Annotated in this window: 17 protein-coding genes and 1 riboswitch; of the genes, 3 read left to right on the top strand and 14 right to left on the bottom strand. The window is 39.5% G+C overall.

Annotated features, from left to right (window positions below; all coding sequences use genetic code 11):
- Positions 1–14: 14 nt before the first annotated feature.
- Positions 15–452, bottom strand: a complete 438-nt coding sequence (locus AZE41_RS05495) for a hypothetical protein (RefSeq protein ID WP_067206554.1) — start codon at positions 450–452, stop codon at positions 15–17.
- A 614-nt stretch (positions 453–1,066) separates the two neighbouring features.
- Positions 1,067–1,255 carry a tumor necrosis factor receptor family protein gene (locus AZE41_RS05490; protein ID WP_067206551.1) on the bottom strand — a complete coding sequence of 63 codons (189 nt, stop codon included), beginning with the start codon at positions 1,253–1,255 and terminating at the stop codon, positions 1,067–1,069.
- A gap of 553 nt (positions 1,256–1,808) precedes the next feature.
- On the opposite strand from AZE41_RS05490, the gene AZE41_RS05485 reads away from it, so the two are divergent.
- On the top strand, positions 1,809–2,345 hold the full coding sequence (locus tag AZE41_RS05485; RefSeq protein ID WP_067206548.1) for a hypothetical protein: 537 nt from the start codon (positions 1,809–1,811) through the stop codon (positions 2,343–2,345).
- A 460-nt stretch (positions 2,346–2,805) separates the two neighbouring features.
- Here AZE41_RS05485 and AZE41_RS05480 read toward each other — a convergent pair whose 3' ends face one another.
- From AZE41_RS05480 to AZE41_RS05440, 9 genes are all read right to left on the bottom strand, one after another.
- Positions 2,806–4,014, bottom strand: coding sequence for an oxalate decarboxylase family bicupin (locus AZE41_RS05480; RefSeq protein WP_067206545.1), 1,209 nt, complete (start codon positions 4,012–4,014; stop codon positions 2,806–2,808).
- 204 nt (positions 4,015–4,218) lie between these two features.
- The gene (locus AZE41_RS05475; RefSeq protein WP_067206543.1) at positions 4,219–4,497 is read right to left on the bottom strand and encodes a hypothetical protein; all 279 of its coding nucleotides are present in this window, start codon (positions 4,495–4,497) and stop codon (positions 4,219–4,221) included.
- A gap of 464 nt (positions 4,498–4,961) precedes the next feature.
- The gene (locus tag AZE41_RS05470) at positions 4,962–5,510 is read right to left on the bottom strand and encodes a GNAT family N-acetyltransferase (protein ID WP_067206536.1); all 549 of its coding nucleotides are present in this window, start codon (positions 5,508–5,510) and stop codon (positions 4,962–4,964) included.
- A complete protein-coding gene (locus AZE41_RS05465) occupies positions 5,507–6,094 on the bottom strand; it encodes a nucleoside/nucleotide kinase family protein (RefSeq protein ID WP_067206533.1) in 588 nt (195 codons plus the stop codon). Before AZE41_RS05465 ends, AZE41_RS05470 begins: the two co-directional genes overlap by 4 nt.
- Positions 6,091–6,618, bottom strand: coding sequence for a signal peptidase I (gene lepB, locus AZE41_RS05460; protein ID WP_067206530.1), 528 nt, complete (start codon positions 6,616–6,618; stop codon positions 6,091–6,093). The genes AZE41_RS05465 and lepB overlap by 4 nt, the downstream gene beginning before the upstream one ends.
- A gap of 376 nt (positions 6,619–6,994) precedes the next feature.
- Positions 6,995–7,432: a YusW family protein gene (locus tag AZE41_RS05455; RefSeq protein ID WP_067206527.1), complete on the bottom strand. Its 438-nt coding sequence runs from the start codon at positions 7,430–7,432 to the stop codon at positions 6,995–6,997.
- Positions 7,433–8,152: 720 nt separating this feature from the next.
- Positions 8,153–10,153, bottom strand: coding sequence for a methyl-accepting chemotaxis protein (locus tag AZE41_RS05450; RefSeq protein WP_067206524.1), 2,001 nt, complete (start codon positions 10,151–10,153; stop codon positions 8,153–8,155).
- Positions 10,154–10,337: 184 nt separating this feature from the next.
- A complete protein-coding gene (locus tag AZE41_RS05445) occupies positions 10,338–10,931 on the bottom strand; it encodes a histidine phosphatase family protein (RefSeq protein ID WP_335339517.1) in 594 nt (197 codons plus the stop codon).
- Positions 10,932–10,973: 42 nt separating this feature from the next.
- Complete coding sequence (locus AZE41_RS05440) at positions 10,974–11,762, bottom strand: alpha/beta hydrolase (protein WP_067206522.1); 789 nt, start codon at positions 11,760–11,762, stop codon at positions 10,974–10,976.
- A 119-nt stretch (positions 11,763–11,881) separates the two neighbouring features.
- Here AZE41_RS05440 and AZE41_RS05435 point away from each other — a divergent pair, with 119 nt between their 5' ends.
- Positions 11,882–12,394, top strand: coding sequence for a gamma carbonic anhydrase (locus AZE41_RS05435; RefSeq protein WP_067206519.1), 513 nt, complete (start codon positions 11,882–11,884; stop codon positions 12,392–12,394).
- Between the two features lie 302 nt (positions 12,395–12,696).
- Here the strand turns inward: AZE41_RS05435 and metK are convergent, their stop codons facing one another.
- A complete protein-coding gene (gene metK / locus AZE41_RS05430; RefSeq protein ID WP_067206517.1) occupies positions 12,697–13,893 on the bottom strand; it encodes a methionine adenosyltransferase in 1,197 nt (398 codons plus the stop codon).
- A gap of 189 nt (positions 13,894–14,082) precedes the next feature.
- Positions 14,083–14,200: riboswitch (SAM riboswitch) on the bottom strand.
- Between the two features lie 182 nt (positions 14,201–14,382).
- Here metK and pckA point away from each other — a divergent pair.
- Complete coding sequence (gene pckA, locus AZE41_RS05425; RefSeq protein WP_067206514.1) at positions 14,383–15,969, top strand: phosphoenolpyruvate carboxykinase (ATP); 1,587 nt, start codon at positions 14,383–14,385, stop codon at positions 15,967–15,969.
- Between the two features lie 175 nt (positions 15,970–16,144).
- Here the strand turns inward: pckA and AZE41_RS05420 are convergent, their stop codons facing one another.
- A complete protein-coding gene (locus AZE41_RS05420) occupies positions 16,145–16,936 on the bottom strand; it encodes an alpha/beta hydrolase family protein (RefSeq protein WP_067206511.1) in 792 nt (263 codons plus the stop codon).
- On the bottom strand, positions 16,926–17,387 hold the full coding sequence (locus tag AZE41_RS05415) for an NUDIX domain-containing protein (protein WP_067206508.1): 462 nt from the start codon (positions 17,385–17,387) through the stop codon (positions 16,926–16,928). The genes AZE41_RS05420 and AZE41_RS05415 overlap by 11 nt, the downstream gene beginning before the upstream one ends.
- Between the last annotated feature and the right edge of the window lie 41 nt (positions 17,388–17,428).

Here is a 17,428-nt window from a genome sequence, read left to right as displayed (position 1 = left end):
AATGAATTTTTGTTTCATTTTATATTAATATCAAAAACATAAGTTGCTTTTCCTTTGTTCCATTCTACGATAACTTCATAAATATAATATCCCTCTTCCGATGGAAGGATTATTTCATTATCTTTAAGTTCAACAACATCACTTGTTTCATCTTCGTTCCATTGTTTTAGGATGATAGATGAAGGGTTTTCTTCAATTTCAATTTTTAATTTACCACCTTTTTCAACTTGTAATGTATTGAATCCAACTGCTAAGTCATTTATATCTGAACTACTAATTTTTCTAAATTTCACGTCAGTATCTAGCCATTCGAACTCACCTATCATCATTATATAATCGTGAGTACCCACAATAACTTTGCCTTCTGCTTGCTTATAAGTATTGTTTGAAGATATTCCATTACAACCAGCTATAATAATAACTGTTAACATTAACAGCATTGTTTTTTTCATTATCATATTCTCCTTTTAATCTCTAAAATTGCATTTTTTATTCATTTGGAATATGTTAACATATTTATATATTATAGCATGCGTATTGATTAATCAGACTACAAAAATCCAGTGTCACTTTCCAACTAATTTGTCATCTTTTTGGCAGGTGATAAGGCTAAGGTTTATATTGCGTATAACGTCTGCAAACACTTCCCGATAATCTTCCTTTTAGTCAAATAAAAAAGAACAGGTAACTTTCACCCATTCTCTGCTGCAATTTCATCAATTCATCTATCATAAAAAACACTCACCTAAACACATCACCAAATAAAGGGATAACAATAAACATCCCGCTTACTAAACCAAAGATAAAAATTATTGAATAAGTAACGTACTTTTTTTCCTATATTACTCCTTCTCTAAAGGAGTTAGTTCGCTATCTTCGAAACATTATTGAAGAACGCGCAAGACAACAAGTAATCTGTTCCATAATCTAGACGCTGTACTTTTTTTAAAAGAAATGAGCTGCGTTTAATTTTCATGAGAGTTCAATAAGAAAAGCTACCCTTACAGGCAGCTACTTGTTCAACTAAAGCTTTCATTAGTTGAAGTATTTATGAGGTTTCCTTAATTTAAAACGGTCCAATTTGTTGATCAATCCGTCCCACTTCTCGTAGAGTATCGTTTACAGCTGAATTCTGATTTAATGACTTTTCCTGTTCATGAAAACTATATTTCCTTTTAGTCAAAAAATCCACAAGATAGACGCCTACAATTAAAGTTACAAAGAACCCCCAGAAAATCCACATTATCCAATGCATTACATTACCTCCCCTTTTTAATATATACGTAGCGTTCGGCTAAAAGTTACATTTACTATAAAATGACAAACCTACCCGTAAGTAAAAATGGCACGTACCCCAACGAATGCAACACCAATCACAAGAACAATAGAACCTATCAATAATTTAGATTTGATGTCATTTTTCCCTATTTCAATTTATACAAAGTATACCATTAATGTGTAATAATGCGATGTGCAAGACTGGCTGGTTTTAAATGCTTGACCGATACAGCAAAATATTGCTTCAGTTGATTTGTATCCAGCAATTCCATCTCACCATCATTAAAATAACCAATTAGTAGCAAAGACTGTAACTACGGGGGATAAGGACTCCGGGATGTAATTGTTGGTGATAGTATAAGACATATCTCTTCCCCCCCCTTATCTTCTCTTCGATATTTCTATTTGACTTGGTTAGGTATAACCGAATTGATTTTTTGGTATATTCTCGTTATTCGGTAGTCTTTGTAAGAGAAGACAATGAGTATGCTATTATTGGGAATAACTAGTATTTTTAAGGGAGTGAAAAAATGAAAAAGATTTATATTGCTTTATTAAGCTTAGCCTCCATCGTTATATTTCTTTTTATAATGAAGTTTTTTGGATGGACTATTGTGGTCAATAGAACTAGTATTGATAAATGGCTTTTATTGATCGCTGTCTTTTCTTTTCCTTCTGCAATTTACATAATTTCAGTTAAAAAAGATGTAAATATACGGGCAGCAGATACATTATCATTTTTTGTAATAATCATTGTAACAACTTGTTGTTTTAGGGCGTTTTTACTACCGTCTTATTATTATGCGTATGTAGAAAGTAATGATATTCTTTCAAAACCATACTTTATCTCTGAAAAGAGGAATTCACAAACACCACAAAAAAGTTCTGATATTTTTTATACCAAGTACATTATATATAAATCTATTACCCCCGTTCTCTTTAAAAAAGAATCAAAAGTAGTGGAGGAACGTGGCATAATTCGCTTGAAGGAAAATAAAGTGAAAACGGTTGAAATAGATGGAAAAATCTATATTACAACCGGCAAAGGTTTATTGCCTATTAAGTAGCAGAGGACGCAAGTTATAAAACATACTAAGATCAGTAGTGCAGACCAAGGCAATGGTTAGTACTACTGATCTTTGTATGTTTTCTTATTTTGCAATGGAGTTAACTACTTACGTTAAGGAGGGGTTGTTAACTAAGGTGCATGCAGCATACACACTTGAAAAGGTCTATTTTTTGTAAGAGAAATAGACCTTTCTTAATTTAATGATTTTCAATTAAAGCTACTCGTTAATTCAACAAGAAACTGGATTAGCTCCACGAGATCAAACTGTAAAACAGAGAATCGATTGCTGAACAGGCTTGTATACACCAGACATAGGAAGTAATTACCTCCCGTCTGAAACTAAAAAGAATATGGAAAATGAAATATTGGGGAAATACATGAAAAACCGAAGGCGCAACAATGCCATCGGTATCATAACATTTATCTGCAAAACTTTGTACTGACGCCATTTTCAGTCGTTATTTAGGATAGTAGGAAAACCCCGGGTATTTGACGACCGGCGATTCCACTTTGCGTAGCGCATCCAATAATTCTGGTCCAACATGCAAATTGTCTCTAACCAGGTCGCGAGGGGTAAGCGCCATCCATTGACTTAATGACACATCAACAAATCGATCACTCTTGAACATTTCCAAAAACCATAAAGTTTTAGTACCGGTATTCTGAATATAGTGCCCAGTAGCAAATGGGACATAGCCTACATCACCAGCTCTATAATCAAATGTACGAGCTATACCATTTCCAGCAAATACCGTCATGCGTCCCTGTCCAGTTAGGTAATATTGCCACTCATCGTTATTCGGATGCCAATGGAGTTCTCTCATCGCGCCTGGTTCAATCTCAACAAGCGCAGCTGCGATATTTTTCGATATAGGGAAATTAGAAGAGTCTACAATTCGTACGCTTCCACCAGGTGTTTTAATTGGTGTTTGCGCTAGCAACTGATGCTTGAAGCTTTGAGGAATGGTTCCATAAGGGGACTGAACCTTCTCGTTTTCCAAAGGACCGGGAACCTTGTCTTGATAGATATAGACCTGCCCCGAAGGAATGTGGTTAAATGCACTAACTGGTACTCCGAAATTGGCAGACAGCACATCTTTGGGAGTATGTGCAAACCAATCGGAGATGGATAAAGTGTTAAGGTCAGAAAAGGTACCGTCATCGAAGACGAGCAGAAATTCACAGTGTTCCAATCCCTGAATTGAGTGTGGGAGCCCAGGGGGGAAGTACCATAGGTCGCCTGGTCCTACGTCGGCAATGAAATTTCGCCCCTCTGAGTCGATTGACGTAATTCGCGCCCGACCTACTATCATATAGGCCCATTCTGCTTGTTGATGCCAATGCAATTCTCGAACACCGCCGGGGGTCAAGCTCATATTTACACCTGCCAGCGTGGTCGCAATGGGTAGTTCCCTGACAGTGATTTCCCGTGACCACCCCCCGTGATTTAATGTCATAGAAGTGTCGGAGAACGAAAATTTCATATTAGAAAGCAAGCCAGCATCCGTTTCAGGTGGAACTAACAAGTCGGGATTTTCAAGATCCCGCATAATATCCCGTGGACCGGTATCATATCCTCCAGCACCGTCATTTCGAATGGGCTGTGGCACTTTTGCGTACGTGCCTTGATTTTGTTCCGGTTTTTCCAAGTCATAGACTCCTCTCATTGGAATGCATTCTTTGTGTACTCACCAAACAATATATGATGTAGGGTCTTTGTAAATGACGTCGAATCCAACACTGAACGGGTTTGTATGCTGCATGCACCTATGATCAACATAACACCACTTCAAGGAAGTAGTTAAATCCATTACTCAATAAGAAAAAGCTACCCTAAGGCAGCCGATTCATATTTACATACAATTGAAGTTTTATTTACCAAAAGTAATAATCCATAAGTTTAATAATGCTAAAAGTGAGAAAGAGATAAAAAAACCGACATTTAAAACAATAGCTATCAGTTTATAATTCCCTCTTTTTCCAAATGAACCTAAAATAATTCCGATAATTGGACTTACTATAACTATAAGCAGAGTGAAGTTAAGATAATGATTATAGTAAAATACAGATGAAGAAAATATAAAATCACTAATTTGTGTAATTACTGCGAGAAATAAAAATAAATATGAAAACGTGTTAAGTTTACCCATGTTTTTACCTCCTATTACCAATTTAATATCCAAATAATTTCATTATATCTTAACGGCCTTGTGTGTGCATGAACACCCGGTTAACATAATGCCGGGTCTCGGCGCAATTGACACAATCCCATGCCCCCTTACCGTTCATCGCCTATGGTACTTCATTTTCTTTATACACGTAAATACATCGTTGGACTTACGAGCTTTTGGTGAACGTCAGACCTGTTTACATGAATAATTATGCAGATTTACCTCAATGATAAGCAGATGAAAAACCTTACCTGGAAAGTCATAGAAGGGTGTTGCAAAGCGTATTACCATGCCCCAAATAGAAAAAACAGGAAATCTGCTGTGCGTAATGGACCAGAAAAAAGCGAACCTTTCCTCGATATCATTTGGGAAAGGTTCGCTTCGTTAAACTAATGGGCTTTATCAGTGGTCTCAAAATTATGTGCAGAGTACTTGGGGTATTGTCACTGATTTATCTTCCATTCAGTGTGCAAAATTGAAAATATCAACGCATCGTGGGAATGCCCATTTTGGAATAAATAACTTCTTAACTTTCCTTCTGCCAAGAATCCATTCTTCTCTAACAGTCCGATAGATGCACTATTTGCAGGAAATGTGACTGCCCCCATACGGTGCAGCCCAAGTTCATCAAATGAATAATCCAAAACCGCTTGTAATGCTTCAGAGGTAATACCGCTTCGCCAAAAGTCTGGATGTATTTCAAATCCAACTTCCGCTCTTTTCATACCAAGTGCCAAGTTATTCAATCCAATCGTGCCTACAAACTGGTTCCCGTCTTTTATCGTAATCGCCCAGCGAATTCCTCTTTTTGTTTCATAAGTACTTTTGAAATGCTCAATAATTTTTTCCGCCTGAGCCAACTCGTACATCGGGTCCATCCCATAATATTTAACTACTTGTGGATTTGAAAAAATGGTGAATAGTGCAGGCGCATGACCTGTCTCCACTTTAGTCAATCGAAGTCGCGGCGTATTTAAAACTGGAAATGTCATACTAGCCCCTCTTTCACTTCATTTTCAACTATATCTGCCAAAGCTAATGGATTGCATTGTTCTATATACTTTTCTTCCGCGGGGAAATACCGTTGGTTGTACTTTAAAGCGATTTCTTTCTTATTCCCCATATAGATATCCCTATCTGTGATACGTTGTAACCTTGTCTCTTGATCCAACTCTAGATAGATGACTGTTTCAAAATAGGGTCTCAATTCAGGACGTTGTAGAAAAACCCCTTCAACGATTACTGTTGTTCCCGCGGGGATTTCAATTTCCCGCAGGATATAACTGTCAGTTTCTCTGTTATACACTTCGATTGTCTCATTCACATCCAAACCACTTTTCAATGGTAGCAGTAATTTTTGTATTAAATAATCATACCGCCATTGTAAATGATAATAGCAATACCATTCTTCATAATTCTCGTTATAACGGACTTCCTTTTTGTGCACAAAATCATCAAGGTGCAAGATCACTGAGCCCTCTAACTGTTGTTGCACTTTATAGGCATACATCGTTTTTCCCGATCCGCCAAGACCGTCAATTCCAATGAGCATGGAACATTTAGAGTGATTTTTCATTTTGGTATTCCCATTTCACGAAATGGATAGAATCTGAACTTCACTGAACCAATAACTGATTTTTCATCGATGAAACCGATGATTCTACTATCCGTACTGTTTCTTCGGTTATCCCCAAGCACGTATAAATAGCCTTCAGGTACTTCCACTTTAAAGTCTTGTGTTAACTTCTGGCCTTCGAAAATCCCAGCTTTATTCTCTTGCACATAGTCCTCTTCATATTCCACGCCATTTATATAAAGCTTGTCGTTGTTCATGACGACGACATCTCCTGGAAGACCAATTACCCGCTTAATGAAATTGTCCTCTGAATCCGGAGCATGGAAAACAATCATGTCAAAACGATCAATCTTATACACTTTTGAGATGACGATTTTATTATCATTTTCAAAAGTCGGCTGCATCGATTGACCCGATACGACGACTGGTGTAAATAAAAATTGGCGTATGACGATTGCAATGACGAATGCAATTGCTACTGATTGTATCCACGAAATGAGCTCACTTTTGCCGCCTTCTTTCATACAATACCCCCGTCTACTATATAATTCATATTATTTACCATATAACGTTACTATGCGTTTATAGACTACTATGCTCTATATTCTATTCTTTATGATAAATTCCTGCCCAACTTAAAAGATTCTTATTATAACAATCACGCTTCGTTCACCACAATGTTAGGTAAGTGAAAAAATGTCTCCGTCAATTCAATAAAACTTAATCATTCATATCTTTAATTCCGTGTTACTTTTCCACTTATACCGGTCGTAAAATTATTGGATAGGCAAAGTAACTAGTTGTATATGATAATAACAAAAAGCACTGAACTTTTAAGGTTCGGCGCTTTGAATATTGCGTACTATTTACCCCGAAAACGAGCATTCTCCCGATGGTTTATTATTTCATATCCGAAAATTCTTGCTCACTTCCATCTGTGAATTCAATTTCCAGATCAAACTCCGCGTAATCTTCTGCACCAAATGCTTTGGACACCTTTTCTATTACTTCTTCTCTCGACATGTCTGTTGTTAATCCTAGCTCTTTAAAAATCGGTTGCAATTCACTATAAGCTTTATCTCCTGATAGCTTAATGTTATTTAATTTGTTCTTGTATTCTGCTTCGGTTTCGGACATATCCAAGTCAAATGAAGCTTCAATTGCATCTCTCTTCTTGACTGTATCTATATCTAAGTCAAATGAACGGAAACCGAACTCGCTCTGAATTTCCTCATTAGTAGGAGCGTTCTTTACTATCTCTTTATCGGTACACGCACCTAATACAAGTGCCGTCGATAATAATGCTGTAGCGTATAACGAAAGTTTTTTAGTGTTCAAAAGATAATTCCCCTTTTCAATGTATTATCCATGCTTCATAATTCATCTTTTCAAGTAAGTTCACCTATCACGTTGAGACGAATTATCCACTGATTAGTAGGGTACATGAACAAACGGTGTTGAAAGGATAAATAAGAATACATATATAACCTAGCATTCTCAGAAACTGTCTTACAATGTTCGACAGAAAAACTGATACTTATACATAAATATAGCATACCTTATCCTGTCGGTACCATTATGGACCCAAAAATATACATCGTTTGAAATAGAGGTCGCCTGCTATTTAGTGATAGTCATTGAAGGCATCCAAAAAAGTTAAAAATAATAAACCCCTTTCCATAGGGAGATATTCTGCACTACATATTAAGATTAACAAGGTGGTATACCTCACCAGTTTTACGAACGAATTTAGCGAATGAGCAACAAGTGTGAGACGAAGTAGAGGTATGCAGTTCAATCCTTCCTCAGAAATCTACTATCGGGCTTATTGCGTGAGACCATAACCAAGCGACAAAGCGGTGTTAGAAGAATCTTCCATTCGTTAAGCGCCGACTGTATAGTACAAAGATTATAGTAGCAAAACCATTAAGTATTTTACCGATTCCGTTATACCGCCTACTAGTAAAGCGGCTCCGTCCAAAGACAGAACCGCAAGATGATTAAAATTAATTTTAACTCTAAACAAAAACCTTCCAATTTCCCGGCAGCTAATTGTTATTAAACTTTGAAATGGCTCATGGCGGTGTGCAGATTGTCACTTAACCCCGCCAATGTATCCGCGGCTTGTGCTACCTCACGGATTGCCCGAAGCTGCTCGTCCGTCGATGCACTAATTTCTTCACTTGCCGCAGCTGTTTCTTCAGCTGTCGCCGCCATAGTTTCAATTGTCTCCATAACCGTCTCCTTATGTTCAACGACCTTATTTACTTCGTCATAGACACTGCTGATGGACTGTTCCAGCTTATTCATGAGTTTGGAAATGTCTCCGAACGTCATTTGTGTAGCCAGCACGACTTTTCCTTGTTCCTCAAATGTCTCCCCCGTTTCCCTCATTTGCCTCGAAACTTGGTGGGAGCCATTTTGAAGTTCTTGAACGGTCGCTTTTACTTCATCTGTTGCACGTGCAGATTGTTCAGCTAGTTTCCTCACTTCATCAGCAACGACCGCAAAGCCTTTACCGTGTTCGCCAGCACGTGCTGCCTCAATGCTCGCATTAAGTGCCAACAAGTTCGTCTGCGTGGAAATTTGAGTTATCGTTTCCATGACAATTCCGATTGCTCCAACTTTCGTTTCCAAATCTCCAACGACATCCGCCATCGATTGCAGATTTGTCTTCCAGCCATCGAACGACAATTGTAGCTGATTGACTTGGCTGACTCCACTTTTGTTGACCTCTTCAGCTTCTATTGCAATGCCTGTCATAATGCTCGCTTTTTCTTGAATCCCTATTAGTTGTTCGCTTAAATAGCCAACTGTTTGCGTCACATCTTCTGTATCATGTGCGGATTTCGTTGCACCTGATGCGATATCATCGATAGCCCCCGCCATCTGCTCACTAACGGCATTCGTCTCTTCTGCGGATGCACTTAAGCTTTCTGCCGCTAAACGAACTTCATCGACAGAAAGGTTAACCAATGTAATAACATCACGAACTTTTGAAGTCATAGCATTAAAATTGTTTGCAAGTTGACCAAATTCATCCTCCGATTTCACATCCGCGTATGCGTTAAGGTTTCCTTCCGTCACCTTATCCATTGCTGTACGAATTTCACCGAGAGGACTAACAATTCTTGATATTAAGAACCAAAGAACAACAATCATTACTATTCCTGCTAATATGAAAGTTATGATGATTAAGTTCCTAGTTTGACTAACTGAACCATCAATTGCATCTTGATTGAACGCGGCACCAACTGTCCAACCGAAATGCGGGACTTCGGTAAAAACGCCGACCATTTCATTCTTATCTTCATTGTATTGTCCGATTCCCTTAGTTTTTTCTTCGTTAAATAATGCCGTTAAATAAGATAAATCCGCCAATTCCTCTTTGTCTGTTAGTAAATGAGGGTGAACGATTGCCCCATCATTTCTATCAAATAAGAATGGGTAGCCTCCAAATCCAAATTCACTTTTGGATACACTATCAGTAATATTTCCCAAACTAATGTCTACCCCAATAACACCAACAAGTGAATTGTTTCGTTTCATCGCTTTAGATGCCGTAATAACATATCCACCTGACGCTGCATCGACATATGGATCCGACCATACAACTTTGTCTGGTTGGTCGCTAGCTGCTGTATACCATACGCGGCTAGTCGGATCAAATCCATCGATAACGAGATGGGGAACAAATTTGGTATATTTGTTTTCGAATCCAAAATACATTAAATCCGTATCCGTCATTTGTCCCATATAATCATTAAAGACCTTTTCGATGCCTCGACTTAATTCGCTATCACTTCCGGTGCCATACTGCGTCTCTATAAATGATGTGACTTCCGGATTTTCGGTAAGCAAATATAGCGTTTTTTCATATTGCAACATACTGTTTTCAATCGATCGACTCATCTCCTGCACGGCAACTTCACTTTGATTTATAAGGACATTTTCCGTTTGCTTTTGCATTTGAAGATTAACGAACAAGTTTACTACCGTAAGGATAATGAAAAATAACGCTATTACACTGACAATAATTTTTGCTTTAATCGATTTCATTTCACTTACCTCCTTCTACTTTGATTCGACATACTTCACTCATAAATTCTGACCTCATTAGACTATATTTTTGATTATAGTCTAATAGTCACTAGAATGATAGAATATTTTAAATAATATAATGTATTTCGACTTATTAAATATACGCAAAATAAAAAACGCCATTCTCTGGCGTTTTAAATGCTTACTTAATACGTTGTAAATGTTTCGTACAATTAAACAGCTCGCATAGGTTTCGATCTTCTTGCAGTTTAATAATAGTGACTGATGTGTTTTCCAGATCCATAGCTAAATCCTTGTAAGGGACAAGCTCTTTTATCAATCGACCAATAAATCCTCCATGACTGACGACTAAGATTCGTTTATCTGGATGCAATTCTTTTATTTCCTCTATGAAATTAAGTCCGCGTGAAATAATTTCTTCCTGCGGTTCGAAACCGAGTTCCAGCTGTCTCCATGAGTGCCCCCATTTTTTTACTCGCTCCATTTCCGTCAATCCTTCAACCAGGCCACCCCCTGATTCCCGCAAGCGATTGTCCGATAAGAGACGGATATCAGGCATACTGTCCGCGATGATTTCAGCTGTTTTTGCAGCACGAATTAAAGGACTTGTGTAGATGACATCCCATTGTTCACCAGAAAGTCTTTGAGCTACACCGTGTGCCATCTCAATTCCTTCATCATCAAGTGGGACATCAGTACTTCCTTGTGCCCTTCCTTCTTTATTCCACGCGGTAACGCCATGTCGTACAAACCCAATTATCGTAATCGTAAACACCTCCCTCTTCACATTTACTCACAAACCATTTCCAAGTATTCCCTATACGACATACCCTAGCGACCTTAGAACATTATTCATAAATGATTCCGTATATAAGTATACTTCCTCGCGCTCTGGTTCCTGATAAACGTCATGGTACAGCCGTTTCCATTGCTTATATTGAAACTCAGAAAGTTCCTGTCGGATAAACCATTTCTTAGCAAGCACTATGTCTGTTATTTTATCCTCTTCCGCAATATGCATAAGCACTGGGATATCATGAACACTTCTTTCGCTCTGCGCAACCAATTTCATGAATGATTGTAACTCTTTATACCAGGCTACGGTGAATTCATCGTTATAAAAGTCATCTTGCTTAGCTTCTTCATATAAATCACTATTGCGTGTTAACATCTCAATGTCAATTTCATGATTCAATTTCATGGATGACGAGAATTTTGTCAATACGTTCGAAAATTTAGGTGGCTGATGACGCAATGCTAGCCATGGGGAACTAAAAACAGCCCCTGCGCATTCAATTTTCTTTCGCTGTAAAAGACGCATTACGAAGGTGGCACCTATTCCATGTCCAATAATGAACAAAGGTAAATTATCATCGAGACCGACCGCTATTAATTTTTCCACAAATTTAGCGTAGGCATCAAATTGTTCATCATGAATTTTTCCGACACCTTCCGCCCCGTGTCCAGGTAAATCTCCTGTCACGACATGAAATCCGCTGTTTCGGAGTTTCTGAATAAGCCATGCATTTCTACTATGATGTTCGTACACATTATGGACGATGGCCACGACAGCTTTTGGTGGCCCTTCCGCTTCCCATTTCCACATGGTCATCTTCCCCTCATCTATCTAGTTCTTTTATCTATATATTTCCCTATTTATCTACAATAAAAACCTAATCTTTGTTACGATAATTATACACTACCTAAAGAAAAGAGGAGAGCATCATGATTTATCCTTATAAAGGAAAAACGCCTGTAATTGATCCGTCCGTTTTCATTGGCGACTTCACGACGATTTCAGGTGATGTGACAATTGGTCCTGAATCGACAATTTGGTTTAATACCGTAATCCGGGGTGACGTATCTCCAACAATTATTGGACGTAAAGTAAATATTCAAGACTTATGCTGCCTTCATCAAAGCCCAAAGTTTCCGCTTATTCTTGAAGATGAGGTGACAATTGGGCACCAAGTAACGTTACATAGTTGTACGGTAAAAAAAGGAGCGCTTATCGGTATGGGTTCCATTGTTTTGGACGGTGCTGAAATTGGCGAAGGGGCATTCATTGGCGCAGGCAGTCTCGTGCCGCCTGGTAAGAAGATTCCCCCGAATACGCTAGCACTCGGGTCGCCAGCAAAAGTCGTGCGTGAGCTGAATGACGACGATCGTGCGGACATGGAACGGATTGTTCAGGAGTATGCCGAAAAAGGGCAGTATTACAAGAGTTTACAACAGTAATAAAAGAGCTGCCTTTGAAGGCAGCTCTTATTTTTTTATAAATAAAAAGATTACTAAACCAATTAACACAAATAACGCAACAACCCCAACCAGTAGTAACAAACCTATTAAACTCATAGCCCGACGCTCTCTCCTCTCCGATCAGGTTTCACTTTATAACAATTGTATCATTTGTTTATAGCTCCTGTGATGAGAGTGTACGACAGATTCGCTACACTCTATGACGCCCGCTAAATCAAACATCCTAAACAGAAAAAACACCAAAAAACAGGGAAATCCTGCCTTTCAGTGTTTACACTACATTATTTCCCTGCTAACTCTTTCAATGCATCAGCTTTATCCGTTTGTTCCCACGGTAGATCAATGTCTGTACGGCCGAAGTGACCGTATGCAGCTGTTTGTTTATAAATTGGGCGGCGCAGATCAAGCATTTTGATGATGCCTGCTGGACGAAGGTCAAACAGTCCACGCGTAAGCTCAACAAGTTTACTTTCCTCGACTGTGCCTGTTCCAAATGTATCGATAGAAATCGATACAGGTTGTGCAACACCGATTGCATAAGCAAGTTGCACTTCACATCGATCTGCAAGTCCTGCAGCGACAATGTTCTTCGCAACATAACGTGCCGCATATGAAGCCGAGCGGTCCACTTTCGTCGCATCTTTCCCAGAAAACGCACCGCCGCCATGACGCGCATAACCACCGTACGTGTCAACGATGATTTTACGGCCAGTAAGACCTGCATCTCCTTGAGGTCCCCCTATTACGAAGCGGCCAGTTGGGTTGATGAAGTACTTCGTGTCTTCATCGATTAAATCAGTTGGTACAACCGGGTTTATGACGAATTCTTTAATATCACGCTGAATTTGCTCAAGTGTTATTTCAGGGTGATGTTGCGCTGAAATAACAATTGTATCGATGCGTACTGGTTTATTGTTTTCATCATATTCAACAGTCACTTGTGTTTTTCCATCCGGACGCAGATACGTAAGGGTTTCATCTTTGCGTACTTGTGCAAGTCGGAATGATAATTTATGAGCTAGGCTAATTGGTAACGGCATCAGTTCCGGTGTTTCATTACAAGCGTAACCGAACATCAAACCTTGGTCACCAGCTCCAATTGCTTCAAGTTCATCATCTGTCATCGAACCTTCACGCGCTTCAAGTGCCTGGTCAACGCCTGCAGCGATGTCGGCTGATTGTTCATCGATCGCAGTCAAAACTGCAGATGTTTCCCAATCAAATCCGTATTTCGCGCGTACATAACCAATTTCTTTAACAGTTTCACGCACAACTTTCGGGATATCGACATATGTTGTCGTAGTAATTTCTCCTGCAACGAGGACAAGTCCTGTTGTAATTGTCGTTTCACATGCAACACGTGCATTTGGATCTTCTGCCAATATAGCATCTAGAATAGCATCCGAAATTTGGTCACACATTTTGTCCGGGTGTCCTTCAGTTACCGATTCTGAAGTAAATAGTCGGCGATTTGTCATGTTATTTCCTCCTTATATCCTACGAGATTGATACGGTACTCATATGTCCCATGTAGAGTCTTTTCTAAATGAAAAGACTACAAGCCATTGCGAGCTCTATACACGAGGATTAAGGGCGATATCATATAAAAAGCCCTTCGCTCACGTAATAATACATGAGGAAAGGCATGATTTCATAAGCACCTTTCACTCTTATCATACAAGGACTGTGCCTTGCTACAGGTTTGGCACCTTCGCGCAGACAAAACGTCTGTGCAGGTTGCCGGGTTTCATAGGGCCTGACCCCTCCACCAGCTCGGGATAAGAGTATCCGTTCAACTATATATGCTACGAAAAATCTTGTTGCATGTCAAATCTTTTTACCCATTTTGCGTATAAATCCTTGAGGTTTGAATTAGTATAGATTATTATTCTTAATGTGTTATACTAATTCAATAATGTGATGACACCCAATTGATTGGGACTATATGCAAAGGACGGTACATACTTATGATATCTGCGAAAATTAGTGATGACCTCAACAAACTTCTTTCTGGGAAAAATGTAAAAGTTCAACTTTCAGTTCCACAACTTGTTGAAAAAGCGATTTCACGTGGTGAAGCTCAATTGACATCAGACGGAGCGGTTACAGCTCAGACAGGCAAATATACAGGTCGTTCACCTAAGGACAAATACATTGTTGAGGAAGCGTCCTCCAAAGACAAAATCGATTGGGGCAACGTCAATCGTCCAATCTCTTCTGAAATTTTCGATTCATTATATAATAAAGTAATCACTCATTTGAGAACAAAAGACGAACTGTTCGTCTTCAAAGGTTTTGCAGGCGCAGATCCAGCTTCACGACTATCCATTCAAGTTGTGAATGAATTTGCTTGGCATAACCTGTTTGTTCACAACTTGTTCATCCGCCCAACTGAAGAAGAACTAGTACAACATGAATCACAATTCACAATCGTTTCGGCTCCTTCATTTAAAGCTGATCCTGTGGTCGATGGTACGAATTCAGAGACATTCATTATCGTATCAATGGAAAAACGTATTGTTCTTATCGGTGGAACTGAATACGCTGGCGAAATGAAAAAATCAATCTTCTCAATCATGAACTACTTACTACCTGAAAATGGAATTATGCCAATGCACTGTTCAGCAAACGTTGGTGAAGACGGCGATGTTGCCCTATTCTTCGGTCTTTCTGGAACAGGTAAAACAACACTTTCGGCAGATGCAAACCGTAAATTAATCGGCGATGACGAGCATGGCTGGTCTGACACTGGTGTCTTCAATATCGAAGGCGGTTGCTATGCAAAATGTATTAATTTATCACAAGAAAAAGAACCTGAAATTTTTGGTGCAATTCGTTTTGGTTCCGTACTAGAAAACGTTGTCGTCGATCCGGAAACACGCATTCCTGACTACGATAATGGTTCATTAACTGAAAACACGCGTGCAGCTTATCCTATCCAAGCAATTGATAACATCGTTGACCCTTCTGTTGCTGGTCATCCGAAAACGATTGTATTCTTAACGGCAGATGCGTTTGGCGTGCTACCTCCAATCTCGAAGTTAACAAAAGAACAAGCAATGTATCACTTCCTAAGCGGGTTCACTTCGAAGCTTGCCGGAACTGAGCGTGGTATCACATCACCTGAAGCAACGTTCTCAACGTGCTTCGGTTCACCTTTCCTTCCACTTCCAGCGACAGTATACGCTGAAATGCTTGGGAAGAAAATTGATGAACATGATGCACAAGTATTCCTTGTTAACACAGGCTGGACTGGCGGCGTCTACGGCGTTGGTAAACGTATGGATCTTAAATACACACGTACTATGGTACAGGCAGCTCTTGCTGGGGAATTGAACAACATTGAAACAGAAACTAACGGCGTATTCGGCCTCGAAATGCCAACATTCATTGAAGGTGTTCCAACAGAAGTGTTGAACCCGCGCAATGCATGGGCAGACGGCGAAGCATACGATGTAAAAGCAAATGAATTGGCAAACATGTTCCATGAAAACTTTAAAAAATTCGGTATGGTTTCTGAAGAGATTACACTTAAAGGCGGACCGATTGCATAATTATCAAATTAAACAGTGTAGCACATTGTATGTGCTACACTGTTTTTTTGTACATTGGATTTGTAATTGTAAAAATGGAGTGGTAACTGCAACTTATTTCGTCTAATTGCAAATTTGGCGTTTTAATTGCAAACCCGTACTTCTAATTGCAACTTCATTTTATTCAAAACACCATTCACTCCCCTTGTCTTCTCATCCAACCACATAAATCGCGAACAAGTTGTGCATTCATGACGGGCGGTATGAAGTGTGTATACTCAGGGAAATACCATGTCTCATATACTTTTTTATGTTCACGCAGTGCGTTTTCCAGCAAAACTGCTTGTTGAAATGACACGTTCTCGTCGATCATGCCATGAATGATGAGTACGGGAGCATCAATTTCATCCACGCGGAACAGCGCCGTACGGTTTCTGTATTCATCCGGCATGTTATTCGGTGTCCCGCCGATAACTCTTTTCATCATCCGCCGCATATCTTTCCGTTCTTTATATGTAAATACGATATCGGATACGCCAGACCATGTAACTACCGACGTAATATCTTCACGTAAAATTGCTGTCCAAAGAGCCATTATACCGCCCCGTGAAAATGCAAACAAGTGAATTTTTTCCACGTTTGTCTTCGGATTTTGCTTCAGCACATCAACGGCATTCACCGCATCCTGACGATCGGCCCCAGCAAACTCATCCCGTCCCTCGCCTCCACGGTTCCCCCGATAATAAGGAGCGAAGACAACAAATCCTTGCGAAGCAAACTGTGCAATTCGGGCAGGACGAACCATACCGATATGCTGCATGCCCCCTCGCAAATAGATGATGCCTTCGTAGTTCCCTTCTGTAATTGGTTCTGCCATGAGTCCCTTCACTTTTAACCCATCTGAAAAATATGTAATTTCTTCAAGCGAAACATGTGGATTTGGAGACGGATAGGGCCTTCTATGAATAATCGTACCATCATGACTCATGCTCTTCCACCCACTTTCTTAATGTTTCCATGCCTGTGTTTTTCATAAGGAAACTCAATTCTTCACACTGGTCAAGCTCTTCATTAGTCATCCACATAGCTCCTTCTGTTTCGTAAAGGGCTGGATGCTCATCGATTTCCGCAACTTTCCCTGTGAATACAGCTTTGCAAAATGTACTATTACTTCGAACGACATACTCTGCAAATTGCACAAGATCCGTAATTTTCACACCTGTTTCTTCAATCGTTTCGCGTATAACTGCCTCCTCGATCGTTTCTCCATGCTCTGCTTTACCACCTGGAAACTCAACGCCTCGAACTAAATGCCGAGTCAGTAACCATTTACCATTATGCTTGAGGATAACAAGGACATGCCGAGCTGGCATTCCAAATTGGTTTTCTCCGAAAGTCAGCTCAACACGACCACCATTAACATCATTGAAAATAAGCATTGCACTCACGTCCTTTCAACCAGTGTAGCGAAGGACAGCAA

The organism is Sporosarcina psychrophila (assembly GCF_001590685.1).
Taxonomy (GTDB): domain Bacteria; phylum Bacillota; class Bacilli; order Bacillales_A; family Planococcaceae; genus Sporosarcina; species Sporosarcina psychrophila.
Note: the sequence above shows the minus strand (reverse complement) of the source record. Positions and strands in the feature narration are given on the sequence as shown.

Bases quoted from the DNA above. Each gene is read 5' to 3' on its own strand.
- AZE41_RS05495 (WP_067206554.1), bottom strand. From the start codon at position 452: ATGAAAAAAACAATGCTGTTAATGTTAACAGTTATTATTATAGCTGGT.
- AZE41_RS05490 (WP_067206551.1), bottom strand. From the start codon at position 1,255: ATGCATTGGATAATGTGGATTTTCTGGGGGTTCTTTGTAACTTTAATT.
- AZE41_RS05485 (WP_067206548.1), top strand. From the start codon at position 1,809: ATGAAAAAGATTTATATTGCTTTATTAAGCTTAGCCTCCATCGTTATA.
- AZE41_RS05480 (WP_067206545.1), bottom strand. From the start codon at position 4,014: ATGAGAGGAGTCTATGACTTGGAAAAACCGGAACAAAATCAAGGCACG.
- AZE41_RS05475 (WP_067206543.1), bottom strand. From the start codon at position 4,497: ATGGGTAAACTTAACACGTTTTCATATTTATTTTTATTTCTCGCAGTA.
- AZE41_RS05470 (WP_067206536.1), bottom strand. From the start codon at position 5,510: ATGACATTTCCAGTTTTAAATACGCCGCGACTTCGATTGACTAAAGTG.
- AZE41_RS05465 (WP_067206533.1), bottom strand. From the start codon at position 6,094: ATGAAAAATCACTCTAAATGTTCCATGCTCATTGGAATTGACGGTCTT.
- lepB (WP_067206530.1), bottom strand. From the start codon at position 6,618: ATGAAAGAAGGCGGCAAAAGTGAGCTCATTTCGTGGATACAATCAGTA.
- AZE41_RS05450 (WP_067206524.1), bottom strand. From the start codon at position 10,153: ATGAAATCGATTAAAGCAAAAATTATTGTCAGTGTAATAGCGTTATTT.
- AZE41_RS05440 (WP_067206522.1), bottom strand. From the start codon at position 11,762: ATGTGGAAATGGGAAGCGGAAGGGCCACCAAAAGCTGTCGTGGCCATC.
- AZE41_RS05435 (WP_067206519.1), top strand. From the start codon at position 11,882: ATGATTTATCCTTATAAAGGAAAAACGCCTGTAATTGATCCGTCCGTT.
- metK (WP_067206517.1), bottom strand. From the start codon at position 13,893: ATGACAAATCGCCGACTATTTACTTCAGAATCGGTAACTGAAGGACAC.
- pckA (WP_067206514.1), top strand. From the start codon at position 14,383: ATGATATCTGCGAAAATTAGTGATGACCTCAACAAACTTCTTTCTGGG.
- AZE41_RS05420 (WP_067206511.1), bottom strand. From the start codon at position 16,936: ATGAGTCATGATGGTACGATTATTCATAGAAGGCCCTATCCGTCTCCA.
- AZE41_RS05415 (WP_067206508.1), bottom strand. From the start codon at position 17,387: ATGCTTATTTTCAATGATGTTAATGGTGGTCGTGTTGAGCTGACTTTC.